Raw genomic sequence first — 25,238 nt, forward strand, 5'->3', positions numbered from 1 at the left:
CCCTCCGGAGGCGAGGGCCGCCGGGCCGCCGGAGCGGCGGCACGGCCACCACGCGCCGCGTACGGCGTTCAACGCCCTCTCCGCCCACGACGCCGGGCGCCTGCGGATCCCCCTCCCGCTCCTCGTTTTCCCACCTTGCCCGCCGCTGCCTGCTGTGCCCGCTCTGCTCGCTCTGCCTGCTGTGCCCGCCGCTGCTCGCCGAAGCCCTCGTGCCGAGGCTGTCCGGGATCGCCGCGTCGCGGCGGCGGGAGCCCTCCCCCTGGCGGGAGGCGGCGTCGCAGGCCGTGCCCACCGCGCCGCACCGGGGCCGCCGGGCGTCCGCCTCGGCTGCTCGTCCGCCCCCGAGCGCGGGACCTGCCGATCCTCCGGGGGACCGCGCGTTGACCACCGGCGGAGCAGGTCCCACCTCGCGCGACGTCGTCGGCGGCCGGTGGGGCGACGCCGGTCCGGCTGGCTGGACCACCGGATCGTGCACCGCCTCCCGTGGCGCTCCACGCGGAGTCCCTCGCCGCGCAGCCGCTCGTGGCGGACTCCCGAGCCAGGCAAGGGGTTCCGCTCGGCGGGACCACGGCGCGCCGCTCGTGCGCGCACCACCCGCACCACCCGCACGACGCGCGCCCGCCGCGACGCGGGGCGCCCCGCGCCGCACCACCCCGTCCCGCGGCTCGACTTCGCCGCCGGGAACGGGAAAACCGGGGTGCTGCGGGGCCTTCGCCCGGCACAATGGCAGGCGGAGGGCCCGAGGACGAAGGCCCTGGGGGGAGGGCGCCGTGGACTGGCAGAAGAGCGGCGCGGTGGCGGGGGTGGCCAGTGCCGCGCTCGCCGTCGTCGGGCTCGTGGTGGCGCTGGCCGCGTGGCTGCTGCCGCGCTCGCCCGCCGAGGAGGGACCGAGCAGCGGCGCGCCCGCCGGGACGAGCGCGCCGAGCCCGACCGGCACGTCCGGCGCATCCGCCACGACCACCGCTCCCCCAGGACCTGCGGAGGTGTACCGGGACGCCGTCCTCACGCTGCCCGAGGGCGCGCTGGGCGTCCAGGCGTTCGTGGACCTCGACGAGCGCTCGGTGCGCTCGGCGGGGTCCCCCGCGCCCCCTGATGTGGAGGACGCCGCCGAGTTCAGCTACGACTCCAGGGGCAGGTTCAGCACCTCGATCACCGACGAGCGGGCCGCCGTCGGCTTCGCGGGCGAGGCCACCACCCCCGAGCAGTGCCGCGCCGCCGCGGCCGCCGCCCCGATGGCCCGGCACCAGCCGACCGGGCCGGGCACCCCGGTCGAGGTCGGCACGCGGCTGTGCGCGCTGACCGGCGAGGGCGCGGTGGCGCTGCTGGAGGTCACCGGGTTCGGGCCGGACCGGCCGTTCAGCCCCACGGTCGGCCTGCGGGTCACGCTGTGGCGGGCGCCGTAGCCAGGCGGGCGCCGTGACCAGGCGGCTCCCGGCGCGGGACGGCGCCCCTCACCAGGTCAGGCCACCGCCGCCGCGGTCACGCCGTGCACCACCGCGGACGCCGCCCCCACCGCCGTCATCCCCCACGACCCCCGAGACCAGCCGATCGCCGCGTCCACCGCCTGCGACAGCGCCGCCGCCAGCAGGCAGAACATCGTCGCCTGCCCCGGCAGCGCCAGCGGCAGGCTCGCCGCCAGCAAGCCCAGCGGGATCGCCTTCGCGGCGTGCAGCAACGCGTAGAAGCGCTCCCCGCGATCCGGCGACTGGCTGTAGCTCAGCGACGCCGGGTGCACCGCCGCCACCGCCGCGAACACGACGCCGACCACCGCCGTGACGGCGTTCAGGAACAGCAGCGGGATCATCCGGGCATCGCCTCCGCAGCGTTGTGGTGCGTCGCACCGCAGGCGCAGACAGTAGCCGCGCCCCCACCGCGTCCTGATCGCGGGCACCGGCCGGGCCCCCGAGGCCGGGGAGCGCGCCGACACCCCTTTCCCCGGCACCTGTGTGATGATCGAGCGCGGTGCGACGGTGAGCGGGGAGCTGGTTGTGGGAGAGGCGGTCTCGGTGCGGGCTTTGGGGTTCTGGCGTGCGGTCGAGCTGTTCGACCAGCCGGAACTGGGCGAGGTCGAGCGGGTCAGGGCCGGTGAGCCGCTGCCGTGGGATGCCGAGCACCCCCTCGCCCGGCGGGAGCTGCCCAGTGGGACCGAGTGGCGGCACGTCGTGCACGTCGGCATCCACCCGCGCGGCAAGGCGCTCGCCGTGCTCGCCGGGGCGTTCGGCGCGCCCACGCCCGACGCGGACGGGGACGGGGCGCTCGCCCGGTTCGCCGTCGACGACAGCGGGCGCGCGCTGCTCGGGTCCGCCGCCCTGTCGGCCGCCGCCTGGGCCACCGGCGAGGTCGGGCTGAACGGCGCGGCCGTGCTCGGGCGGCTCACCGGGTTCGCCCAGGCGCAGGAGCGGTTCGCCGCCGAGTTCCGCGCCACCGCCCTCGGCAGGCTCGGGCACACCGAGCTGGCCGCCTGCGAGGACGCCGCCGTGCGCGCCACCGGGTTCTCCCCGGCCGACGCCGAGATCGGCGTCACGAGCACCGCCGTGCCGCGCGGCAGCGGCACGGCCTGGCTGCCCGAGCCGACCAGCCCGTTCCTCGCCGAGCTGGACGCCGCCGAGCCCACCGCGCCCGCGCTGCGCGACCACCTGGCTGGCGAGCCGCCCGAGCCAGGTCCGGCCGACGCCGACGCGGTCCACGAGCTGGTGGTCGGCGTGCTCGTGCGCCGGGCCCGCGACCTCGCCGAGCTGGGGCACCCGCGCGAGGCGTTCAGCGGGCTGCGGTTCCGCTGGCTCACCGCCGACCGGGCCCGCGAGGTCAGCGCCTGGCGACCGGAGCTGGCCGGGGGAGGGGTGCTCGCGGTCAGCGCCGACGAGACCACCGCGCGTGCCGCGGGGGCGGCCGTGCGACCCGCGCCCGCCGCTGCGGACGGGGCCACCGGGCACGACTGGCCGCTCGCGCTCACCCTCGTCGACCGCGCCGACCGCGAGCGGTTCGACGAAGAGCTCTGGACCGGCGGCGCCGGCCTCCTGGACTTGCTGAAGACCTGGGAGGACAATGGTCCTCGACGCCCGTGGTCGGATGCCGTTGCCGCGTTCCGCGCTGCCCGCCTGCTCGTGGACGATTTGCACGCCAGGCGCGCCGCCGCCAGCCGTGCCGTCGACCGCGAACCCGTGCTGCGCGAGGAGCTGGACCGCGCCCGCGCGGGGCTCACGGCCGCCATCGCGCGCCTGGCCGAGGTGCGCGCCCACCGCGACCAGCTCGCCCAGGTCGAGCGGGCCGCCGTCGACGCGCACGCGAAGCTGGAGCAGGAGGCCGCCCAGCAGTTCGCGGCCATCCAGCACCAGGTCTGGGACTGGAACCAGGAGCTGGAGCGCCGCAAGGGCGAGCACCGGGAGCACCGCAAGCTCCGGCCCGCGCTGTGGAAGCGCGTCGCCAAGCAGGACAGCGACCAGCACCTGTGGTCGTGGCGCGACACGTGGTTGTCCGACCGGGTGAAGCTGGCCGAGGCCGAGCTGAAGCGCCTGCACGCCACCCCGCCGCCCCAGGCCCCGCCGCCACCGCCCCGCACGCCGGGGCTCGACGCGGCGGAGCAGGCGGTGCGCGCGGCCGTGCTCGCCCAGGCCGACCACGAGTGGGTGATCAGCGAGCGCACGGCGGAACTGGCGCGCGTGGAGGAGCTGCTGCCGGTCGCGGCCGAGCTGTTCGCCGGGCGGGAGCGCGCCGAGCCGTGGACGGACCCGGAGTGGACGGCCGCGCGCGACGCGCTGCTCCTGGCCGCCCTGGAGCTGCACCGCGAGTTCCTCGGCCATGAGGCGCGGGCGGTGCGGCGCAACCTCCAGGCGGTGGCCGACCTGATCGCGGGCGAGTCGTCCCCGGAGATGCCGGACGGCGCGGTCGGGGAGGCGTGGCGCACGCTGTTCCTGGTCACGCCGCTGATCAGCGTCACGGCGGAGTCGGGCGCGCGCCTGCTGGCGGGCGCCGGGCCGGACTCCCTCGGCTGGCTCCTGCTGGACCGCGCCGTGCCACCCGCGCGGGCGGTCGGCGCGCTGCGCCGGGCGCGCCGCGTCCTGGCGGTGGGCGACGGCGAGCCGGGGACGACGCCGGTCGAGCGCCTGCTCGGCCCGCGCTGGGCCGCCCTGGAGGCGGCTGCGGCTGCCGCGGCGACGGCTGCGCTGGCGGCTGCCGCGGCCAGCGCCGCGCCCGCCCACGGGGCGGTGGGCAACCCCGCGCCCGGTCAGGGCTTCGGCGGTCCCGGCGCGGGTCCCGGTGGTGGGCTGCCCGGCGGCGGCCTGCCCAGGTCTGGGCTGCCCGGAAGTGGGGTGGCTGGGCACGGGCTGCCTGGGAACGGGGTGGCTGGAAGCGGGCTGCCTGGAGGCGGGGCGGCCGGACCTGGGCTGCCTGGGGCCGGGGCTCCCGGTGCTGGGATGCCCGGTGCTGGTTCGGCGGGCAGCGGGTTGTCCGGCACCTGGATGACTGGAGGCGGGGCGCCTGGTGGTGGCGTGCCGAACAGCGGCACGTTCTCTCCCGGTACGCCGAATCCGGGGACGCTCAACCCTGGTGCGCGGGTTCCCGGCGTGCCGACCCCCGGAACGCTGAGCCCTGGTGCGCGAGTTCCCGGAGCCTCCTTCCCCGGAACGCTCAACCCCGGCGCGCGGGTCCCCGGCGCGCCCGGTGGGCCGATGCCCACTGGTCAGGCGTTCGGCGGCCCGGCTCCTACCGGGCAGGTCCCCGCTGGTTCGATCCCCGTCACCCCGGCCCCCGTCAGCTCGTCTCCCTCCGGCCCGAGCGCCTCCGGCCACACCCCAACCGACCCGGTGTCCAACGCCGATCCGCAGACCTCCGGCGGGGACCGTCCCGACAACCCCGACCCCGGTTTCTCGGGCCGTGACCTGTTCGGCGGTGACCCCCGCGCGTGACCGGGCCGGGGCGGGTCACCACCCGCCCCGCGTCACGCCCCGCCGACGAGCCCCGTCCGGTGCGCCGGCACCACGGCTTGCACCCGATCACGCAGGTCCAGCTTCGCCAGCAGCCGCGACACGTAGGTCTTCACCGTCTCCGGGCTGAGCACAAGCTCCACCGCGATCTCCGAGTTCGACCGCCCGTCCGCGACCAGCCGCAGCACCTCCAGCTCCCTCGGCGACAACCCGGCCAGCGCCCCGTGCACCGGTTCCTCGCGCGGCCTCACCCTGGTCGCGTAGCGCCCGATCAGCTCCCGCGTCACCGACGGGTCCAGCAGCGCCTCGCCGCGCGCCACCGTCCGCACCCCCTCCAGCAACCGCGCGGGCGGCGAGTCCTTCAGCAGGAACCCGCTCGCCCCCGCCCGCAGCGCCTCGTACACGTGGTGGTCGACGTTGAACGTGGTCACCACCAGCACCTTCACCGGCGCCGCAGCCTCAGGACCGGCCAGCGCCCTGGTCGCCGCGATGCCGTCCAGCTTCGGCATCCGCACGTCCATGACCACCACGTCCGGCCGCAACTGCGCCGCCAGCGCCAGCGCCTCCTCGCCGTCCGCCGCCTCCCCGACGACCTCCCCGCCCAGCTCCTCGGCCCGCCGCCGCAACCCCGCCAGCCCCCGCCCGTCCGGCGACGCCTCCGCGACCACCGCCCCCGAGGTCGTCACGACCACCTCCACCACCCCGCCCACCCGGCGCACCACCACCCCCGCGTGGGCAGCCCAGGAGCGTGCTTGACCGCGTTCGTCAGCGACTCCTGCACCACCCCGGTGCACCACGAGCCCCACCTCGGCGGACACCCCGTCCACCCCACCGCCCTCGACCAGCTCGACCAGCTCGACCAGCTGCCCACCCCGCCGGGCCCGCTCCACCAGCTCCCGAACCCCGTCCGGACCACCACCGGTCGCCTCCAGCACCCCCAGCAGGTCCCGCAGGTCGGCCAGCGCCCGCCGCCCGGTCCCCGCGACCACCTCCAGCGCCTCCCCGACCCGCTCCGGCGCGGTCGGCAGCAGCACCCCCGCCGCGTCGGCCTGCACGACCACCGCCGTCACGTGGTGGGTCACCACGTCGTGCAGCTCCCGCGCGATCCGCGCCCGCTCCTCCACGGCCGCCACCCGCGCGGTCAGCTCGCGCCGCTCCGCCTCCTCGGCGCGCCGCCGCCGCAGCCACGCCCCGGCCAGCCAGCACACCACCAGCACCGCCAGGTACGCGGCGAAGTCCCGCGCCCGCTGCGGCGACCCGGACGCGGCCAGCACCACGGCCAGCACCGCGTACCCGGCCACCGCGACCCCCGCCAGCAGCGCCCGCCGCCGCTCCGCCCACGCGCCCGCCGCGATCAGCGCCAGGTACAGCCCGACCCCGCCGAACGTCGTCGGGTACCCCAGCGCCTGGTGCAGCCCGAAAGCCCCGCCGACCAGCAGCAGGCACAGCGCGGGCCGCGTCCGGCGCGCCACCAGCGGCAGGCACTGGCCCAGCGCCAGCGCCACCCCGAGCGCGTCCGGCCCGACCTCGGGCAGGTCCCCGATCTCCGGGCCGATCACCGACGCCGTCGGCACGAACGCCAGCACGGCCAGCGCGACCGCCAGCGCCGCGTCCACCACCACGGGGGACACCCGGTCGCGGAGCGCGCGCAGCCGCGCGACGGCGGGGGAGGGGAGCGCCGGGCGATCGTAAGGGCTCCGGAACCGCCCGCCGGACGCCCGACCGCCGCCGTCCGCCCACCCGAAACCCGCCCGTCACCGGCCGTTCCCCGCGCCCGACCCGCCACCCATGATCGTTGGCGTCGCGTTGGCGGCACGTTGGTGGCGTCCCTCTACTGTGCGGTGAACACCCATACCGAAGTGCCGGTTCCCTGCGCCACGCCGGCGCGAGACGAGATGCCCCGAGGAAGGTCCTGCTCATGGCAGAAGCCACCGCAGAAGTTACCGCCACCGCGACCACCGCCATGGTCGTGGCGAAGAGGGTCGCCGGCGCGGCTAACGGGGCTGATGTCAACCCGGAGATCGAGTCCATCGGCAAGGACGCCGCCGCCGAGCCGGAGGCCTTCACCCCCACCGGCAACGTCGCCGCGCCCGCCGACCCGTTCGCGAGCCTGGCCCAGGTCGCCGGGTGGACGATGGACTACGTCGCGTTCCTGCGCGAGCCGATCGACCAGCTGGAGACCGACAAGGGCAGCGTCCAGGCCACCGCCGACGCCTACCGCACCGCGTCCGAGCGGATGCGTGAGCTGTCGAACACCCAGCGCGAGCAGCTGGGCAACCCGCAGGGCTGGACCGGCGAGTCCATGGAGGCCTTCCAGGGCAGCATGGAGAAGTTCGGCGGCGAGCTGGACTCGATGGCGAACGCGGTCGCGCAGAAGGGCGTGGTCGTCGAGGCCACCGGCAAGATGGTCGAGGGGATGCGCGCGGGCGTCGTCGACCAGGTCAGCCGGTTCTCCGACTCGCTGGCCCCCGCCGCCGTCGCCGCCTACATCATGGCCCCGCTGACCTTCGGCGCCTCGATCCCGATCTTCCTGGCCTCGGTGGTGGACGCCGCCACCCAGGTCGGCCAGGACATCTCCGGCCGCATGGACCAGCTCAAGGAGGCCATGGGCCGCCAGGCCGAGCGGATGGGCAAGCTCGACCAGCTGTCCGACCAGGTCAGCAAGGAGTGGGAGCGGTACGACGACGTCTCCGACAACGGCACCGCCACCGCGACCGGCCGCCTGGCGGCGCGGATGCCGAACGCGGAGGAGGGCACGACCACCGCGTCCCTGGCGAACGCCCCGCGCGGCATGATGGTCGAGGGTGAGACGACCAGCCCGACCCTGCCGAACGCCCCGCGCGGCATGATGGTCGAGGGCGAGACCACCCCGACCCTGCCCAACGCCCCGCGCGGCATGACCGCCGAGGGCACCACCAACCTGTCCGGGATGAACGCGCCCCGTCCGAGGTTCGCCGACGACGAGGCCGCGCTGGAGCCCAAGCAGGGGCTGCTCCAGCCGATGGAGCGGGGCGAACTGCGGCAGGGCACGCTCCTGCAGCCCATGCAGGCGGGTGAGCGGCGGCAGGGCGCGCTGCTGGAGCCCATGCAGGCGGCCGAGCGGCGGATGATGCAGCCCCTGGAGCCGAAGATGGCGGCCGAGCGGATGCACGCCCTGGAGCCCAAGATGGGCGTGGAGCGGATGCACGCGCTGGAGCCCAGGATGGTCGGCGAGCGGATGCAGCCGCTCGAACCCATGCAGCGGGCCGAGTACTCGCAGATGCACGCGGTCGAGCGGCAGCAGGCCACCCCCGCGCACCACGCGCTCCAGCCGACGCAGCAGGGCACCCCGGCCTACCACGCGCTGCAGCCGACCCAGCAGGGCACTCCGGCCTACCACGCGCTCCAGCCGACGCAGCAGGGCACTCCGGCTCACCACGCGCTGCAGCCCATGCAGCAGGGCACCCCCGCGCACCACCCGCTGCAGCCGATGCACCAGGGCACCCCGGTCTACCAGCAGCCCGTGCAGCCGTTGCAGCCCATGCAGCAGGGCACCCCGGTCTACCAGCAGCCCGTGCAGCCGCTCCAGCCCATGCAGCAGGGCACCCCGGTCTACCAGCAGCAGCAGCAGCCCCTGCAGCCCACGCACATGTCGGTCCCGGCCCAGCAGGCCGAACCGCTGCGCCCCACCCAGTCGTGGGCCCGTGAGCAGCGGCAGGTGGAGAACGGCTAGGAGCTGACCCGGCCGAGCGCCGACCACCTCACCCCGTCCCCACCCTCTCCCTGCGCCCCGCGGAGGCAGCACAGCGATGTCCACGACCGAACAGCAGATGCAGAAGATGCACGTGATGTCCCGACGCCCGGCCCCGACCAGCGACGGTGGCGCGGGCTCCGGGTTCTCCATGAACCAGTCCGACATGGAGAACCTGCGCAAGCAGGCCGAGGACCTCGGCAGCAGCTACAAGGAGATCGCCGCCACGGTCACCGGCGCCTCCCTGTCCGGCAACGCCTTCGGGCAGATCGGCGCCGAGGCGGTGGAGCGGTTCAACGTCTCCTCCACCAAGGGCGGGATGCACCTCGACAAGATCTCCATGACGATGGGCAAGGTCGCGGGCGGCATCCAGGCCACGGCCCAGGACCACGCCCAGACCGACGACAGCAACAACCAGGAGTTCGCGGGCATCAGCACCGAGACCGACGCCCAGGCCCCTGCCGGCGCGGACGGCGCCGCTGGGACGGGCGCGACCGGTCAGGGCGCGGGCCCGCAGGTCAACGACCCCGGTTCGGTCAACGGCGACCCCGGCGCCACGGGCGGCGCCGGCACGGGCGGCGCGGGCGGCGGTCCCGCCGTGAACCAGCCGGGGACCACCGGCGGCGCGGGCGGTCCGGACGGCACGGGCGCCGGTGGGACCGGCGGCAGCGGCACGGGCGGCAGCGGTTCCGCCGGGGGCGCCAACGGCGCGCCGAAGCCCGGCGACTACCAGATCGAGGACACCGCGAACGTCGGCACGCCGGGCGGCGGCGACGCCGGGGCGACCGGTGGCGCGGGCGCTGGGACCGGCGCTGGTGCGGGCACTGGCGCTGGTGCCGGCTCGGGTTCCGGCGCGGGCACGGGTTCTGGCTCCGGCTCTGGTTCTGGCTCTGGCTCTGGTTCGGGCAGCGAGACCAACGGCCAGCAGCAACCGCAGCAGGCCCCCGAGATGCCTCCGATCCCCGAGGTCCCGAAGGACCTGTTCTCCCAGGGCGGGGGCGCAGGTGCGGGCGCCGGTGGCGAGGGCGCAGGCGCCGGTGGCGCCGGTGGCGGCGTGCCCGGCGGCTCTGGCTCGACCGGCGGCTCCGGCGCGGGTTCCGGCTCCGGCAGCGGTTCCGGCGCTGGTGCAGGCAGCGGCTCGACCCCGTCCACGCCCAGCCCGAGCGACTACCAGATCGAGGACACGGCGGACATCGGCTCGCCCGGTGGCTCCGGCAGCGGTTCCACCAGCGGCAGCGGCTCCGGCTCCGGCTCCGGCCAGCAGCAGCAGCCGATGCCGAACATCCCGCCGATCCCGGAGGTCCCGAAGGACCTGTTCTCCCCTGGCGGGGGCGCAGGTGCGGGCGCGGGCACCGGTGGCGAGGGCGCGGGCACCGGCGGCGCGTCCGGCGGCAGCGGCTCCACGGGTGGTTCCGGTTCGACCGGTGGCTCGGGTTCCACGGGTGGCTCGGGTTCCACGGGTGGTTCCGGTTCGACCGGTGGTTCGTCGCCGTCGATCCCGAAGCCCGGCGACTACCAGATCGAGGACACCGCCAACATCGGCACGCCGGGCGGCAGCGGCGGCTCGACCCCGTCGACGCCCACCATGCCGACCATCCCGCCGATTCCCGAGGTCCCGAAGGACCTGTTCTCCCCCGGCGGCAGCGCGGGCGCGGGCGGCTCCGACAGCTCCGCGGGCGGCAGCGGTTCGACCGGCGGCAGCGGCTCCACCGGCGGCTCCGGCCTGCCCGGCGGCAGTGGTTCGACCGGTGGCTCGGGTTCCACGGGTGGTTCCGGTTCGACCGGTGGTTCGTCGCCGTCGATCCCGAAGCCCGGCGACTACCAGATCGAGGACACCGCCAACATCGGCACGCCCGGTGGCAGCGGCGGCTCGACCCCGACGGCCCCGACCATGCCGACCATCCCGCCGATCCCGGAGGTCCCGAAGGACCTGTTCTCCCCTGGCGGCACGGGCGGCGTCCCGGCGGGCGACAGCAGCGCGGACCCGATCAAGGGCGGCGACTCGACCGGCAGCAGCGGCTCCGGCTCTGGTTCCGGCAGCGGCTCTGGCAGCGGTTCCGGCACCGGCGGCTTGGGCGGCGGTCTCGGCTCCGGTTCGGGCAGTGGCAGCGGCACCACCACCGGTTCCGGCGCGACCACCCCGACCATGCCCACCATCCCGCCGATCCCCGAGGTCCCGAAGGACCTGTTCGGCACGCCGGGCGTTCCCGCCGGTGACACGGACAACTCGGGCGCCGGTTCTGGCTCTGGCTCCGGCTCCGGCGCTGGCTCGGGCGCTGGCGACGGCTCCGGTTCCGGTTCGGGCTCCGACGAGGACCGCGGTCGCCACTGCGGTAACGACGGTCGCGGCGAGACCGGCGGCAAGGGCGAGCACGAGGGCCGCGGTGACCACGGTGGCCGGGGCGACCACGACGGTCGTGGTGAGCCCGGCGGCAAGGGCGAGCACGACGGTCGCGGCGAGCACGGTGGCCGGGGCGAGCACGACGGCGACCGCGACGGCGACAAGGGCGACGGCAAGGACGGCGACCGCCCCGACGGCCTCATCGGCGACAAGGACGACAAGTCCGAGGACCTCGTCGGCGAGCGCGACGGCGAGAAGGACGGCTTCCCGATCACCTCGGTGGACGGCGAGCCGTTCCTCGACCTGCGCGACCTCCCGGCCGACGAGGCCGAGCGCTGGACCGAGCGCATCCGCGACATCATGGAGAGCAAGGGCGAGGGCTCCTTCTACTGGGCCGACAGCACCATCGACGGCGAGGGCCAGCGGCACTCGCTGATGGACGTGGCCGAGCTGATGACCGGCCTGGACAACCGCACCGAGGGCTCGGACGGGGTCAAGGCGTTCACGAACCTCTCCGACACCGGCGCGACCGCGACCGGCCAGCAGCCCACGTCCGTCGCGGGCAAGCTGTCCTCCGACGTCGCGGCCAGCCCGGCGCGCAGCGCCAACGGCGACGTGTTCGTCCTGGTCGGCCCGAACCGCGCCGAGGGCGACCCGGTCGCCATGACCGAGTTCCCGTCGCTCCAGTCCAACCCCAAGGTCGAGCGGGTCTTCGCGATCGACGTGACCACCGGCAAGGAGGTCCAGATCCACCCGAAGCAGGCCTGATCCAGGGCAGTGCCGGATTCCGGTGGGAGGGCGCGGTCGCACCCGCCCTCCCACCGCCCGGAACGCCACGCGAGTGGGGCGTTGCGGCGCCGAGGCGCGACGGGGGAGCAGGGCACAGCGCCACCCGCGCCGTTCGACCGCGATCTGGGGCAGGCTGGGACCGACTGTACGCCCGCCAAGGCCGTGCCGACCCCGATCACCGAGTGCCCTTTCGGGGGATCCGACCACCCGGCGCTGCCCCGAGTCGACGTTCCCGGCAGTGCTCGCGCTCACCGGCTCGAACCAGGTCATGCCGGAATGACCACCGGACAGGTTGATCCTCGCGGCATTCGGGGCGACCTGCTTTGCGCTTGGTCGGTACCGCCAATAGGGTGGTCGCGCTCTCTGGAAGTGTGGCGCGGAAAGGCGGCAACGTGGTGGTCCACGACATCGGTAATGGCGCAGACCCCCAATCCTTCGATTCATTCGCCCTGGAATACGACCGGTTCTGCGAGTTCGAGGACCACCCGGTCTGGGGATGGGTCACGGACGCGGGCGTCCGGCCGGGCGGTCGCGCCCTGGACGCCGGCTGCGGCTCCGGCCGCCGGTGCCGAGAGCTCGCCGACCACTACGACGAGGTGCTCGGCGTCGACCTGAGCGCCCCGCTCGTCGAGCTGGCCAGGGCCCGCAGGCCGCACCCGAGGGTGCGGTACGAGGTCGCGGACCTCGCCGACGTCGACGGCGGCGCCGAGGGGTTCGACCTCGTGTTCAGCTCCACCACCCTGCACCACGTCCCCGACCTGGACGACGCGCTCCGCAAGCTGAAGTCCCTGGTCCGCCCCGGTGGCTGCGCCGTGCTGGTGGACAACGTCGCGGACCGCCCCACCCCGCCCGCGCACGTCTACCGGGTCGGCGCGCTGCTCTCGCTGCCCGGCGACGTCCGCGCGCACGGCTGGCGCGCCGCGGTCTGGCTGTTCCGGTTCCGCGCCGGCGGCCCGTGGCTGGAGCACCTGCTGACCGACCGCTACCTGTCCCGCCCGGAGTTCGAGCGCCGCTACGGCTCGGTCTTCCCCGGCGCGTCCTTCGTGGACCGGGGCTTCGCGCACGCGCTGGTGTGGCGCAGGGACGGCTGAGTCACGCAGCGCCGACCTGATCCGCCGCCGCACCACTCCGCCCTTCGTCCGGATTAATCTTTCCGTGGACAATGGGCACAGCCGGTGACCGGTGTGCGGATTTTCCCGGACACCCCTGGAAATCCCCCCACCCCGGAGTTCCCGTCCGGGTGAGGTTGTTCCGGGGTTCTTCTCGCTGTCGCGTTTTCCGGGTTAACGTGGACATCCGGCGCGCGGCTCGCGCAATCGCGGCACCAGGGGGCTCCACCCGCTTTCCCGCACCGATCCGCTCCCCACCACCCCCTCGGCTCGGCAGGCCGCCCCGCGCGCACCTCGGGGTTGGACACGCACGTCCCTGTTGGGGGTTCGCTCTGCCATGGCCTCTCCACGAACCGCTGCACGAACCGAACGAGTCCTGATCACCGGCGGCGCGGGCTTCATCGGCGCGCACCTCGCCGCCGAGCTGGCCGCGCGCGGGTGCGCCGTCGTCCCGGTCGACGACCTGCGCGTCGCCCCCCTCCAGCCGCCCCCCGCCGGGCTCCTGGTCAAGTCCGTGCTGGACCTGGCCCGCCCCGACCTGGACGGGATCACGGCCGTCTACCACCTGGCCTCGCACAAGAGCGTGCCCGAGTCGTTCGAGCGCCCGCTCGACTACCTGGACAACGTCGACTCCGGCAGGCACCTGCTGCGGCTGTGCGAGCAGGCCGGGACGCCGCGCGTGCTCGTGGGCAGCACCTGCGAGGTGTACGGGAACTCGCTGGCGCTGCCCAACACCGAGGCCGCGCCGCTCGCCCCGCGCTCCCCGTACGCCTCCTCGAAGGTGGCGCTGGAGATGATCGCCCGCAACCACCAGCAGCGCCGGGGCTCCCGCGTCACGGTCGTGCGCCTGTTCAACGTCTACGGCCCCGGCGAGCGCGCCGACGCCCTCGTGCCCGCCCTGTGCCTGCGCGCCGCGCAGGGCCGCGGCCTGCCGGTCGAGGGAACCGGGAGGCAGTGCCGCGACTTCTCCTACGTGGCCGACACCGTCCACAAGCTCGCCGGCCTGCTGCACGCGCCACCCGTGTCCACCGTCAACCTCGGCTCCGGACGCTCCCGGTCGGTGCTGGAGGTCGCCGCGCTGCTGCGGGAGATCCGCCCCGGCCTCGAGCTGGAGTTCCGGCCCGGCAGGCGCGACGAGATCGACGAGTTCCGCGCCGACACCACCGTCCAGGACGGCCTGCTCGGCCTTCCCCCGGCGGTGACCGGGATGCGCGAGGGCGTGCGCCGCACCTACGACTGGTGGGCGGCCAGGCTCGTCGACGTCCCCGCCGCCAGGACCCCGCTGCTGGTCAAGGAGCTGACCTGATGCCCGGCTACTCGGCGCCCGTGCGCGCCAGCGTGGACGTCACCTACGCGTGCGACCTGCGCTGCGTGCACTGCCGCACCAACACCGGCGAGATCCCCGCGCACATCCGCCGCCGGATGCTCTCGGTCGAGCAGCTCGGCGAGGTGCTGCTGGAGCTCGACCGCATGGGTGCCTTCGAGATCACCCTCACCGGCGGGGAACCCACGATCCGCAAGGGCTTCTGGTCGCTGCTGGACGTGGTGCCGCGCCTGCGGTTCGCCACCGTCACGCTGATCACCAACGCCGCCAACCAGACCCGCGAGCAGCTCGACCGCATCGTGGACAGCGGCATCTCCTCGATCCGGGTCAGCATGGACGGCACCCGCGAGACGTTCGAGGCGGTCCGGCTGGTCGACGCGTTCGACCGGGTGATCGAGAACTCGGCGTACCTGCGCGACCGGGTGCGCAGCTTCAAGGTGCTCACCACGGTCATGAGGACCAACCTGCACAACGTCCTGGAGCTGACCGCGCACCTGCGCCGCACCGGTTTCCGCCGCCAGGACCTGATCCTGGTGCGCGCGCACGGCAGGGGAGGCCGCAACCGCCTGCTGCTGACCGAGGACGAGACCATGCGGCTGCACGCCGAGGTCGCCGCGTTCCAGGACCGGGTGCCCGCCACCGAGTTCGACCTGAACCTCAACGCGCCCTACCTGGTGCCGGGCCGGGGGATGCCGACGCACCAGGACGTGGTGATGTTCCCCTACCTGGTCAAGGACAGCAGCATCGCGATCTCCGCGACCGGCGACGTGACGATGAGCAGGCTCTACAGCTCGCACCCGCTGGGCAACACCAAGGACGCGCCCGTCGCGGACATCTGGGCGCGCGGGCAGGAGCAGTTGGCGCGCGAGCAGGAGGAGTTCACCGACGAGCGGTTGCGGGAGATCTTCTGGGACTTCGCGGCGGCGGAGCGGTCGACGAGCGAGCCGCTCGTGCTGACCTCCCTGCTGGACCGGCAGATCTTCGAGGGGTACGAGGTGCGCTGACGGTGCCCGCGCTGACCCTCTTCCGCCTGTACGACCTCCCGGCGGAGCCGCCCGACGCCGGGGACCTGCGCCCCGTCTCACCGCTCGTGCTGCGCGCGCTGTGGGACGAGTGGGGCGCGGACGGCGAGCCACCGTGGCCCGCGCCCGCCGCGCACCTGCTGCTGGCCAAAGAGAACGGCGAACCGGTGGGCTGCGTGGGCGTCAACCTCACCGCGCCCGGTGAGGTCGGCCCGCTGCTGCGCGCCCCGGTGCTCGCCGACCGCGCCGACCTGGCCGGGGCGCTGCTGCACGGCGCGCTGTGGCGGTTGCGCTGGCTCGGACACGCCTACGGGTTCGCGCCCGCCGGCGTCGCGGACCACGCGGGCGAAGCGCTGCGCGCGACGAGCTGGGCCATCCCCGGCGACGTGGGCTCGCCGCCCGCCGAGCGGGACGTGCCGGGGCAGGAGTGGGGCGACGTGCTGGTGGACCTGCGGGACTGGCCGCTGCCGCGCCCGGTGGTCGAGCTGGAGCTGGACGGAGCCCCGGTGCTGGTGCGCAGGCCCGAGGCCGCCGAGCAGCTGCTGGTGGTCGACTGGATCAAGGACGTCTTCGGCCGGGGCTGGGCGGCTGAGTTCGCCCGCGCGTTCGCGCACGACCCGGTCTCGGCGGTGGTCGTGGCCAGGCCGAGGGGGTTCGCCGAGGACCCCAGGCGGTGCCTGCTCGGGTTCATCGCCTACAACACCGTGCGCGCCGGGATGCTGTCCTCCATCGCGCTCAGCGAGGAGATCCGGGGGCGGGACAACGGGATCGCGGCGACCCTGCTGTCGTCCTGCCTGTCCGAGGCCCGCGCGCACGGCTTCGACCACGTCGTGCTGGGCGGGGTGAGCAGGAGGCTGGTGGCGCTGCGCGCCGTCGACGCCGCCTGGACCGTGCCGGGGTCGTGCCCCGGCGTCTTCGGGAAGGGGATTCGCGACCGATGAGGGTTCTCGTCACCGTCTCGGACCAGGCTTGGGGCGGCAAGCACCGGTACACGCTCGACGTGGCGGCCGGGTTGCGCGCCGCGGGCCACGACGTCGTGCTGGCCGCCGAGCGCGGTGGCCGCGCGCTGGACGCCTGGCCGGAACCCGTTGCGGCGCCGGTGTTCCGCGACCACCCGGAGGAGGCCGCCGCCGTGCTGCGCGAGCGCGTCGGAGCGCCGGACGTGGTCTGCGCGACCGGCAGGCACGACGCGGCCGTCGTCCGCGGGCTGCTGCGCGAGGACGGGTGGCCCAGCGCGCTGGTGCTGTTCCGGCACTCGGCGTTCCCGCTGGAGCAGGGGGAGGGCACGCGCTGGCTGCTGGACCGCGCCGGGCTGGTCGTCGCCACCTCGTGGGAGCAGGCGCGGACCCAGTTCGGCGACCTCGTGGCCGCGCGCGACCCGAGGCTGCTGGTGCTGCTCAGCGGGGTCAGGGCGGGGCTCGCCGACGCCGTCGCCGCGCTGGACCGCGACCGGCTGCGCGCCGACCTCGGCATCGCGCCGGGGCAGTGCGCTTTCGCCGTGCTCGCACGGCTCTCCTGGGAGAAGGGGATCGACCGGCTGCTCAGGGCGTTCGCCCTCGTGGCCGTCGACCCTGCGCCGGTGCTGCTCCTCGTGGGCGAGGGCGAGCAGCGCGCCGAGCTGGAAGCGCTCGCCGCGAGCGCCGGGATCGCCGACCGGGTCCGGTTCCTCGGCCACCACGACGACGTCCTGCCGGTCCTCGCCGCCGCCGACGCCGCCGTGCTCGCCAGCACCGTCCCGGAGACGGGACCGCTGGCGCTCAAGGAGTCCATGGCCGCCGGGCTGCCGGTGGTCGCCCCCGCGATCGGCGGCATCCCGGAGTTCGTCACCGACTCGTGCAGCGGCCTGCTCTTCGCCGACGACGACGGGCTGCGCGACGCGCTGACCCGCCTGGCGTCCTCCGAGCGGCTGCGCGAACTGCTCGGCCGGGGCGCCAGGGCGGCGATCGAGGAGGGGCACCGGCTCGACCGGCGCGTCGAGCACCTGCTGTGGCGGCTGGACCTGCTGCTCGCCGAGCGGGGCGACGTGGACCGGTTGCTGGGCGAGCTGTCCTGGGACGAGGTGCGGTTGCGGCGCGAGGCGGACACGGGGTTCGTGTTCGTGCCGCGCACCTCCTACCTCGCCGAGCTGGACGCCGCCACCCACGCCGACGTCGCGCAGGCGGTGCGGGCCGGTGATCCGGCGCTGCTGCTCGGAACCGGGTCGCACCCCCGGCGCGCGCTGGTCGACCAGCTCTACCGGATGGGCGCGCTGCGCCGCGCCGACACCGCCGCAGCGCTGGTCGCGACCGCATGAGGGCGCTCGTCATCGCCGCCCACCCCGACGACGAGGTGCTGGGCGCGGGCGCGACCATGGCGGCCCTCGCCGAGCGCGGGCACCACGTGTGCGCGCTGATCCTGGCCGAGGGCGTGTCGTTGCGGCACAAGGACGTCGACCTGGCGCGGGCGCGCGAGACGTGCCGGACCGCCGCCGCCGAGCTGGGCGTCGCGGAGCTGAGGTTCGGCGGGTTCGCCCTGGAGGGCGGGATGCTCGGCGACGGGCCGCAGCGGTCGGTGGTCGACGCGGTCACCGGCGCGATCCGCGAGGTGGAGCCGGAACTGGTGTTCACCCACCACCCCGGCGACGTCCACGTCGACCACCGGGTGGTGGCGCGCTCCACCACGTACGCCACGCGCGTGCTCGGCGGCGGGCCGGTGCGGCAGGTGCTGCACTACGAGGTGCTGTCCTCCACCGAGCAGCAGACCCCGGCCGCCATCCCCTACCTGCCCACGGTCTTCTACGACGTCAGCGGGCACGTGGAGCGCAAGTGCCGCGCCCTGTCGGCGTACAGCTACGAGGTGTTCGACGCGCCGCACCCGCGCTCGGCGCACGCGGTGCGCGCGCTGGCCGCGTACCGGGGCGCGCAGGTCGGGGTCGCGGGCGCGGAGGCCTTCGCGCTGGCGCGGGAGCTGCGGGGAGGTGACGGGGCTTGCGCGTCCTGGTGAGTGGCGGGGCCGGCTACATCGGGTCCTTCACGGTGCGCGGGCTGCTCGCGCGCGGACACGAGGTGCTGGTGCTGGACAACCTGAGCACCGGGCGGCGCGACGCCGTCCCCGGCCAACGGGTCGAGGTCGTGGACGTGCGCGACGAGCCCGCCGTGACGCGGGTGGCCGCCGGTTTCGAGCCCGACGCGGTCATCCACTTCGCGGCGCTGAAGTCGCCGCAGGAGTCCGTCGCCCGGCCGGAGCTGTACCTGGACGTCAACGTCACCGGCACGGCGAACCTGCTCAGGGCCGCGACCGGCCACGGCGCCCGGTACTTCGTGCTGTCCTCGTCGTGCGCGGTGTACGGCACGCCCCAGGTGTGCCCGGTCGACGAGCGGGCGCCCGCCCGGCCGGTCAGCCCGTACGGCGAGTCCAAGCTGATCTCCGAGCGGCTGGTCGAGCGGTGCGCGCGGGCCGGGGGCGTGCGCTACGCGAACCTGCGCTACTTCAACGCGGCGGGCGCGGCGCTCGACGGCTCGCTCGGCGAGCACCTGCCTCCGGTGGTCAGGCAGGTGGTGCCGCTCGCGGTGCGCGCGGCGCTCGGGCTGGAGCCGTGCCTGAACGTCTTCGGCGACGACTACCCGACCCGCGACGGCACGGCCCTGCGCGACTACGTGCACGTCGAGGACCTGGCGCGGGGACACGTGGACGTGCTCGACGCACTGTCCGCAGAGGACGTGTCCGGCACCTACAACCTCGGTCAGGGCGTGCCCACGAGCGTGCGGGAGGTGGTGCGGGCGCTGGGGCGCGCGGCCGGGTGCGAGGTGCCGGTGCAGGTGGGGCCGCGCCGGGAGGGCGACCCCTCGGTGTCGTGGGCGGACAGCGGGCTGGCCGGGCGGGTGTTCGACTGGGCGCCCCGGCACGGGCTCGACGACATCGTCGGCTCGGCCTGGCGCTGGCACCACGCCCACCCCGAGACCCTGGGCCGACCGGCGTGCACCTGACCCTGCTGCGCCACGGCGCCGACACCCGTCGCGGGGAGCGGGAGCTGACCGCGGACGGCCGTCGCCAGGCGGCCCTCGCCGGGGCCTGGCTGCGGCGCGCGCACGTCACCGAGGTGCGCACCGGGGCGCTTGCCCGCGCGAGCGCGACGGCGGAGATCGTCGCCGGACTGCTCGGGGTTCCGGCGGTGGTGGACCGGCGGCTGGACGAGATCGCCGCCACGTCCGCGCCACCGCCCCGTGAACGGCGACCGGGCGCGGTCGTCGCGGGGGAGGAGGACTGGTCGGCGTTCCTGGAGCGGGTCGCCGCGCTGGTGGGCGAGCTGTGCCTTGCCCCCGCGCCGGAGCGGCGGGTCGTGCTGGTGACGCACAGCGGGGTCTTCGACGCGGTCCACGAGCTGCTGACCGGCGGTCGCCGGGTCGAGCTGGCGGTGGCGCACACCGGCCTCACGCACTGGGAGCACCGGCCCGGATCACCTGCGGGGACCTGGTTGCTGCACCGGCACAACAGCACCCCGCACCTGGACGCGGCGTCGCGCTTCGGCCTGGCCGGGCATCCGCCCGAGCACCTCGGGGTCGCGGAACCACCGGCCGAGGCGCTGCGGCTGGTGGCGGAGATCCAGGCGCTGCAACCGATTCCCGACGAGTGGGGGGCGATCCGGTGAACCGGCCCAGGTTGGTGGTGTGCTGCGTCGACGGCGGGGTGGCCCCGGTGGTGCGCGAGCACGGGCTGTTCGACCCCGGCCGCTGGTCCCCCACCCGCGCGGCGACCCCGGCCACGCCGCTCACGTCGGTCTTCCCGTCGTCCACCGCGCCCGCGCACGCCTCGTTCCTGACCGGCGCGCACCCCGAGCGGCACGGCGTGGTGGGCAACCGGTTCTGGTCCGGCGAACCGGTCGCCGAGGTGCTGCGGCGGCGCGCCGACCCGGTCGAGACGCTGCACCCGTACGAGCGGACCTCGCTGCTGACCGGGTCGCTGCTGGACTGGTTCGCCGAGCGCGGGGCCTCCGTCGCGGCGGTGCACTTCCCGCAGACCTTCAGCCGCTCCGAACCGGGAATCCCGGCGCTGCACTGCCTCTACGCGCCCGCGCGGCGGCTCGTCGTCCCGCTGACCACCTCCGCCGACGGCGTCCGCGCCGGGAGCACGGGCACCACGTACTTCCAGCACCCGCTGCGCCTGGACGTGCGCGCGGAGGGCGACCGGTTCCGGGTGAGCGCCGCGCACGGCCCCGCGCTGCGGCTGGACGTCGGAGCCACCGGGCGGCTCGACACCACGAACCCGTTGGGGCGCCTGTCCTTCGCGCTCACCCCGGTGCGCGCCGAGAGCGACCGCGTCGAGCTGGCCGTGGGCACCTGCGTGCTCGTGCTGCCGTTCGGCGGGCTCGCCCCCGGCGTCCTCGGCGGTCCCGGCCCCGCGTCGCTCGACGTCTCCTACCCCGCCAACCCGGACCACGACTTCCACGAGTCCCCGCGCGCCGACTGGGTCGCCCGCGCCGCGCTGGAGGTGCTGGAGCGGCACGACCCCGACGTCCTGCTGGTCCGGTTCAACCAGGCCGACCACGCCCAGGAGTTCCTCGGCTGGCACGCCACCAGGGCAGATCCGGCGACGAGGTCGTCGGCACGCGGGCAGATCACCGACGCCTACCACCAGATCGACGCCGGGGCGCGGCTGATCGCCGAGGCGGTCGGGCCCGACGCCGACCTCGTCTTCTTCTCCGACCACGGCATCGACTGGGTCGAGACCCACCTGCGCCCCAACGCCGTCCTGGACGCGCTGGGACTGGCCGACCGCCTGGTGTTCCAGGGCGACAGCAACTGCGCGTTCCTCTACGGCGACGCCCCGCCCCAACCCGGCGAGCTGGCCGCGATCACCTCGGGGCTGGCCGAGCTGGGCGTGGGGGTGCTCGACGCGGACGCCCTGCGCGCGTGGCGGCTCCCGGTCGGCGGACCACGCATCGGCCACCTCGTCGTCACCTGCGGCGCGCACACCGAGTTCCAGTACGGGGACGGGCCCGCGACCGGGGCGGTGCGCTCCGCCTCGCACGGCCACCTGCCCACCGACCCGGCCATGAGCGGGTTCTTCCGCATGTCCGGCCCCGGCGCGGCTGGCCTCGCCCCGCCCGAGCACCTGGTCGACGCGGCCTCGGTGGTCCGGGCGATCTGGTGCGCCCGCCGGGGAGGCGATCCCACGTGAGCGACCCGGCGTACGAGCTGCACGAGGTCACGAAGTCCTTCAAGGGCAAGGAAACCCCCGTCAACGACCGGATCTCGCTCACCGTCGCCCGAGGCGAGTTCTTCGGCCTGCTCGGCAGCAACGGCGCGGGCAAGAGCACCCTGATCAAGCAGATGGTCGGCCTGCTGCGCAGCGACTCCGGCACCGTCCGGTTCCTCGGCCGCCCGGTGCCGGGCAACCACGCGTTCACCAGCGCCCGGCTCGGGTACATGCCGCAGAGCGCGTTCGCCCTCAACAACCTCACCGTCGCCGAGGCGGTCTACTACACCGCCCACCTGCGCGGGACGCCCACCCGCGAGGCCAGGCGGCAGCGCGACGAGCTCGTGGAGCGGCTGGAGCTCGTCCCCCTGCGGGACAAGGTCGCCCGCCAGCTCTCCGGCGGCGAGCGGCGGCTGCTCCAGCTGGCCGTGGCGCTGGTGACCGACCCGCCGGTGCTCATCCTGGACGAGCCCACCAACGAGCTGGACCCCGCGCGCAGGCGGCAGGTGTGGGCGCTGCTGCGCGAGGCCAACCGGGAGCGCGGCCGGACGATCGTGCTGATCACGCACAACGCGCTGGAGGCCGAGCAGGTGATCGAGCGGGTCGGGATCATGAGCGGCGGCCGGATGGTCGCGCTCGGCAGGCCCGGCGAGCTGAAGAGCCGCGTGGCGGGCAGCTTCCGGCTCGACGTGACCTTCCGCGAGGAGGGCGGCAGGGCGCTGCCGGACTACGTCGTGGTGGAGAGCAGGCACCGCGACCGCGTCACCGCGCACGTGGCCGCCGCCGACGTCGCCCGCCTCACCGCGGACCTCGCGCCGGAGAGCGTCCTGGAGTTCCGACTGCAGTCCGCGACCTTGGAAGACGTGTACCTGGACCATGTCCGCTGAGCCGAGCCCGCCGGGATTCCCGCGGAGCACCTGGGACCTGTTCCGCGTCCAGCTGTCCAACTGGCGCTGGTCGTGGCCGCAGATGGTGCTCACCGGGATGCTCGCGCCCGTGGTCACCCTGGGCGCGCTGGGCACGTTCGCCAGGGGAAGCGGGGAGGTCGCGACCGGGTACGTGCTCACCGGGAGCATGACGATGGCGCTGCTGTTCGAGACGCAGAACAAGGTGGCGGCGAACTTCGCGTTCCTGCGGCACACCGGGGCGTTCGACTTCTACGCGTCGCTGCCGGTGCGGCGGGAGGCGCTGGTGCTGGCCTCGGTGGCGGCGTTCGGGCTGCTGGCGCTGCCCGCGCTGGTGCTCACGGCCGTGCTGGGGGTGCTGGTGCTGGACGTGCGGTTGTCGGTGTCGCCGCTGGTGGTCCCGGCCGCGGTGCTGGCGGTGCTGCCGTTCGCGGGGCTCGGGGCGTGGATCGGCAGCCGGTCGCGGGCGCTGGAGGAGGCGTCGTCGGTGAGCCTGGCGGTGACGCTGGTGCTGGTCGCGCTCGGCCCGGTCACCATCCCGCCCGAACTGCTGCCGGACTGGCTGGTGCTGGTGGGGCGGCTGAACCCGGCGACGTACGCCTCGTCCCTGCTGCGGCACAGCCTGCTCGGGCCGGTCGGGGCCGGGGCGCTGGTCGACGTCGGGGTGCTCGTGGGGTTCGCGGTCCTGGTCTGGCTGCTGACGCGGCGGCACGTGCGCTGGCGCGACGCCTAGCTGCCCGGCGCCCGCTCGGGGCCGGGGTGGTGGTGAGTGCGGTGGAGGTGCGGTGTGGTGACGGAGGAGCGGTTCGCGGAGATGTTCCGGGAGGCGGTCGTGGAGGTCATGGGGGAGGGGCCGCCGGACGGGGTGGGCATGGACACGCCGCTGGCGGACCTGCACATGGACTCGCTGTCGCAGGTCGAGGTGATCAGCAGGCTGGAGTCGGAGACGGGCGTCCGGGTGCCGAACGACCGGTTGACCGGCATCAGCACGCCGCGCGACCTGCTCGCGGTGCTCCAGGCGGGGTGAGGGGCGCGCGCCCCGGAACCGGGTGGGCCGCTTCCGGGGCGGTACCGCTGCTGTGGGGTGGTGGGCACCTCCTGGGGGTCGGGGTCGTGGCGCCGTGGGACGCGGGGCTGAGCGAGCGGATCTGCGCGTCCCGAGCCGGTGACGCGGCGCTGGACTCGCTCTTCCGGGTGATCAGCGCGCTGGGTAACCCCGCGCCGGTCACGGGACTGGCGGTTCTGTCGTGCTGCTGTGCTTTACTGCTGGGGCGGTCGTCCGCCGGGCTTGTGCTGCTCGCCGTGCCCTGGCTCGCCTCGCTCGCGTGCGGTGCGCTCAAGGACGTGGTCACCAGACCACGGCCCGGTTTCGGGTGCGTGGCCGCCGCGCAGACGGGGTTCAGCTTCCCCAGCGCGCACGCGGTCAGCGCGACGACGGGCCTGCTGCTCGTCGCCCTGGTGCTGCCCGCTGCGGTGCTGCCTGTCGCGGTGCTCCCGGCTGCGGTGTTTCCACCCGGGGTGCTCCCGGCTGGGGTGGTTCCTGCCAGGGGGTTCCCTGGTGGGGCGCTGCCCGCTGGGGGCCGCGCTGCTGCCGTGCTTCCCGGTGCCGGAGTCGTCGCTGCCGCACGTCCGGTTGGCGGCCTCGCCCCTGCCGGGTGTGCCGCTGCCGCACGTCCCGCCGCACGTCCTGCCGCACGTCCCGCCGCGTCGGTCCCAGCGCTCGCCGTCGTGCTCGCCCTGGTGCTCGCGGAGGCGGTGTCGTTCTCGCGGGTCGCCCTGGGCGCTCACTACCTGACCGACGTGCTGGTCGGTCAGGCGTTCGGGGCGGTCTGGGCGTGGGTCGGGGTGCGCGCGCTGGTGGTCACGGGCGCAGGTTCTCGCGGGCCCACTGCGCGAAGGACGTGAGCGGGACGTCCAGCGCGCGGGCCAGCTCCGGCCTGGCCGGTTGTCCGGCGAGCTCCACGAACCGGTGGGAGACGCCCGCCCACGGCGGCATCCCGGCGGCGAGCGCCTGCTCCTCGGTGAGGTCGGGCGCGGTCAGCTCGACGCCGAGCGCGTCGGACATGGTCGCGGCGATCTCGGTCAGCGAGCGCACGTCGCCCGCGAGCTCCAGCTCGACCTCGTGGAACCGGTCGGGGTCGGCGAACGCCGCTGCCGCCGCCGCGCCGATGTCCACGACCGCGACCAGGGACAACCTGGTCTCGGGCCGGAACACGGTCACGATGCCGCCGTCGACGCCGCGCGGGAGCAGGTAGGCCAGCGAGGGCAGGAAGTTCTCCATGAAGAACGCGGGCTTGACCAGCGTCCACCGGGGGAAGCCCGCCGCCCGCACCCGGTCCTGGATGGCGGTCTTCGCGGCGTAGTAGGGCGCCAGCGCGGCCCACCGGCCCTCGGCCCAACCGGGCGTCGAGGTGTGCTGGCCCGCGCCCGAGGTGGAGGTGTGCACGAACTGCCCGACGCCCTCGGCGAGCGCGGCGGAGATCAGGTTCTCGGCCTGGACGACCTCGCCGGGGTGGTCGAACGCGTCGCCCTTCACCTCGGGCATCTGGATGGAGAACACGGCGCGGGCGCCGCGCGCGGCGGCGGTGAGCGAGTCGCGGTCGGTCAGATCGCCCTGGACCAGGTCGGCCCCCAGGGCGGCGACGGCGCGCGCCCGCTCGGAGCCGGGATCGCGGACGAGCGCGCGGACCGGAACGCCCGAGGCGAGCAGCGCGCGGGCGGTGGCCCCGCCCTGCCTACCGGTGGCGCCGACGACCAGGACGGGTGCACGGGTGTTCATGGTGCTCTCCCTGTGGGGACTGGAAGCGAAACGGCGGCCCCCGCCGTTTATGGTTCGGTAAGATACGGCGGACCCCGCCACTTAGCCAAGCCTTCGAGGTGAGAGCACGTGCCAGCACAACCCGCAGACGGTCGACGGGC

General features: G+C 75.2%; 20 protein-coding genes and 1 pseudogene. 17 read left to right on the plus strand and 4 right to left on the minus strand.

Annotated elements, in window-relative coordinates; all coding sequences use genetic code 11:
- Positions 1-770 precede the first annotated feature (770 nt).
- Positions 771-1,403, plus strand: a complete 633-nt coding sequence (locus AMIR_RS14045; protein WP_015801628.1) for a hypothetical protein — start codon at positions 771-773, stop codon at positions 1,401-1,403.
- A gap of 56 nt (positions 1,404-1,459) precedes the next feature.
- Here AMIR_RS14045 and AMIR_RS14050 read toward each other — a convergent pair whose 3' ends face one another.
- A complete protein-coding gene (locus AMIR_RS14050; RefSeq protein ID WP_015801629.1) occupies positions 1,460-1,804 on the minus strand; it encodes a hypothetical protein in 345 nt (114 codons plus the stop codon).
- 184 nt (positions 1,805-1,988) lie between these two features.
- Between AMIR_RS14050 and AMIR_RS14055 the strand changes: the two genes are divergently transcribed.
- Complete coding sequence (locus AMIR_RS14055; protein ID WP_143760725.1) at positions 1,989-4,907, plus strand: hypothetical protein; 2,919 nt, start codon at positions 1,989-1,991, stop codon at positions 4,905-4,907.
- A 32-nt stretch (positions 4,908-4,939) separates the two neighbouring features.
- On the opposite strand, the gene AMIR_RS41815 is transcribed toward AMIR_RS14055, so the two are convergent.
- A complete protein-coding gene (locus tag AMIR_RS41815) occupies positions 4,940-5,560 on the minus strand; it encodes a response regulator (protein WP_280956296.1) in 621 nt (206 codons plus the stop codon).
- A 348-nt stretch (positions 5,561-5,908) separates the two neighbouring features.
- Positions 5,909-6,556, minus strand: a pseudogene (locus AMIR_RS43050) (histidine kinase); the annotation flags it as partial.
- A 287-nt stretch (positions 6,557-6,843) separates the two neighbouring features.
- On the opposite strand from AMIR_RS43050, the gene AMIR_RS35660 reads away from it, so the two are divergent.
- From AMIR_RS35660 to AMIR_RS35665, 15 genes are all read left to right on the plus strand, one after another.
- Positions 6,844-8,637, plus strand: a complete 1,794-nt coding sequence (locus tag AMIR_RS35660; protein ID WP_015801632.1) for a WXG100 family type VII secretion target — start codon at positions 6,844-6,846, stop codon at positions 8,635-8,637.
- A 76-nt stretch (positions 8,638-8,713) separates the two neighbouring features.
- Complete coding sequence (locus AMIR_RS40255) at positions 8,714-11,764, plus strand: hypothetical protein (protein WP_015801633.1); 3,051 nt, start codon at positions 8,714-8,716, stop codon at positions 11,762-11,764.
- A 413-nt stretch (positions 11,765-12,177) separates the two neighbouring features.
- On the plus strand, positions 12,178-12,876 hold the full coding sequence (locus AMIR_RS14080; RefSeq protein WP_015801634.1) for a class I SAM-dependent methyltransferase: 699 nt from the start codon (positions 12,178-12,180) through the stop codon (positions 12,874-12,876).
- A gap of 355 nt (positions 12,877-13,231) precedes the next feature.
- Positions 13,232-14,200, plus strand: a complete 969-nt coding sequence (locus AMIR_RS14085; protein WP_015801635.1) for an NAD-dependent epimerase/dehydratase family protein — start codon at positions 13,232-13,234, stop codon at positions 14,198-14,200.
- Positions 14,200-15,222, plus strand: a complete 1,023-nt coding sequence (locus AMIR_RS14090) for a radical SAM protein (RefSeq protein WP_015801636.1) — start codon at positions 14,200-14,202, stop codon at positions 15,220-15,222. Before AMIR_RS14085 ends, AMIR_RS14090 begins: the two co-directional genes overlap by 1 nt.
- A gap of 2 nt (positions 15,223-15,224) precedes the next feature.
- Entirely contained in the window at positions 15,225-16,181 is a 957-nt protein-coding gene (locus AMIR_RS14095; protein WP_015801637.1) for a GNAT family N-acetyltransferase, read from the plus strand.
- Positions 16,178-17,533 (plus strand): glycosyltransferase family 4 protein, encoded by a 1,356-nt coding sequence (locus tag AMIR_RS14100; RefSeq protein ID WP_015801638.1) that lies wholly within the window; start codon positions 16,178-16,180, stop codon positions 17,531-17,533. Before AMIR_RS14095 ends, AMIR_RS14100 begins: the two co-directional genes overlap by 4 nt.
- Positions 17,530-18,222: a PIG-L deacetylase family protein gene (locus tag AMIR_RS14105; protein ID WP_015801639.1), complete on the plus strand. Its 693-nt coding sequence runs from the start codon at positions 17,530-17,532 to the stop codon at positions 18,220-18,222. Before AMIR_RS14100 ends, AMIR_RS14105 begins: the two co-directional genes overlap by 4 nt.
- A complete protein-coding gene (gene galE / locus AMIR_RS14110) occupies positions 18,207-19,205 on the plus strand; it encodes a UDP-glucose 4-epimerase GalE (RefSeq protein ID WP_015801640.1) in 999 nt (332 codons plus the stop codon). The genes AMIR_RS14105 and galE overlap by 16 nt, the downstream gene beginning before the upstream one ends.
- Positions 19,196-19,867 carry a histidine phosphatase family protein gene (locus tag AMIR_RS38175; protein ID WP_015801641.1) on the plus strand — a complete coding sequence of 224 codons (672 nt, stop codon included), beginning with the start codon at positions 19,196-19,198 and terminating at the stop codon, positions 19,865-19,867. The genes galE and AMIR_RS38175 overlap by 10 nt, the downstream gene beginning before the upstream one ends.
- Positions 19,864-21,396, plus strand: a complete 1,533-nt coding sequence (locus AMIR_RS14120) for an alkaline phosphatase family protein (RefSeq protein ID WP_015801642.1) — start codon at positions 19,864-19,866, stop codon at positions 21,394-21,396. Before AMIR_RS38175 ends, AMIR_RS14120 begins: the two co-directional genes overlap by 4 nt.
- Positions 21,393-22,301, plus strand: coding sequence for an ABC transporter ATP-binding protein (locus AMIR_RS14125; protein ID WP_015801643.1), 909 nt, complete (start codon positions 21,393-21,395; stop codon positions 22,299-22,301). The genes AMIR_RS14120 and AMIR_RS14125 overlap by 4 nt, the downstream gene beginning before the upstream one ends.
- Positions 22,291-23,052, plus strand: coding sequence for an ABC transporter permease (locus AMIR_RS14130; RefSeq protein ID WP_015801644.1), 762 nt, complete (start codon positions 22,291-22,293; stop codon positions 23,050-23,052). Before AMIR_RS14125 ends, AMIR_RS14130 begins: the two co-directional genes overlap by 11 nt.
- Before the next feature lie 57 nt (positions 23,053-23,109).
- A complete protein-coding gene (locus AMIR_RS14135) occupies positions 23,110-23,346 on the plus strand; it encodes an acyl carrier protein (RefSeq protein WP_143760726.1) in 237 nt (78 codons plus the stop codon).
- Positions 23,347-23,432: 86 nt separating this feature from the next.
- Positions 23,433-24,224, plus strand: a complete 792-nt coding sequence (locus AMIR_RS35665) for a phosphatase PAP2 family protein (RefSeq protein WP_187313512.1) — start codon at positions 23,433-23,435, stop codon at positions 24,222-24,224.
- On the opposite strand, the gene AMIR_RS14145 is transcribed toward AMIR_RS35665, so the two are convergent.
- Positions 24,181-25,098 carry an NmrA family NAD(P)-binding protein gene (locus AMIR_RS14145; protein WP_015801646.1) on the minus strand — a complete coding sequence of 306 codons (918 nt, stop codon included), beginning with the start codon at positions 25,096-25,098 and terminating at the stop codon, positions 24,181-24,183. The genes AMIR_RS35665 and AMIR_RS14145 overlap by 44 nt on opposite strands.
- Positions 25,099-25,238: the final 140 nt, after the last annotated feature.

Source organism: Actinosynnema mirum DSM 43827 (assembly GCF_000023245.1).
GTDB lineage: Bacteria > Actinomycetota > Actinomycetes > Mycobacteriales > Pseudonocardiaceae > Actinosynnema > Actinosynnema mirum.

Coding starts and splice junctions, on each gene's coding strand:
- AMIR_RS40255 (WP_015801633.1), top strand. CDS start 8,714: ATGTCCACGACCGAACAGCAGATGCAGAAGATGCACGTGATGTCCCGA.
- AMIR_RS35660 (WP_015801632.1), top strand. CDS start 6,844: ATGGCAGAAGCCACCGCAGAAGTTACCGCCACCGCGACCACCGCCATG.
- AMIR_RS14130 (WP_015801644.1), top strand. CDS start 22,291: ATGTCCGCTGAGCCGAGCCCGCCGGGATTCCCGCGGAGCACCTGGGAC.
- AMIR_RS14145 (WP_015801646.1), bottom strand. CDS start 25,098: ATGAACACCCGTGCACCCGTCCTGGTCGTCGGCGCCACCGGTAGGCAG.
- AMIR_RS14085 (WP_015801635.1), top strand. CDS start 13,232: ATGGCCTCTCCACGAACCGCTGCACGAACCGAACGAGTCCTGATCACC.
- AMIR_RS14090 (WP_015801636.1), top strand. CDS start 14,200: ATGCCCGGCTACTCGGCGCCCGTGCGCGCCAGCGTGGACGTCACCTAC.
- AMIR_RS14050 (WP_015801629.1), bottom strand. CDS start 1,804: ATGATCCCGCTGCTGTTCCTGAACGCCGTCACGGCGGTGGTCGGCGTC.
- AMIR_RS14105 (WP_015801639.1), top strand. CDS start 17,530: ATGAGGGCGCTCGTCATCGCCGCCCACCCCGACGACGAGGTGCTGGGC.
- AMIR_RS14100 (WP_015801638.1), top strand. CDS start 16,178: ATGAGGGTTCTCGTCACCGTCTCGGACCAGGCTTGGGGCGGCAAGCAC.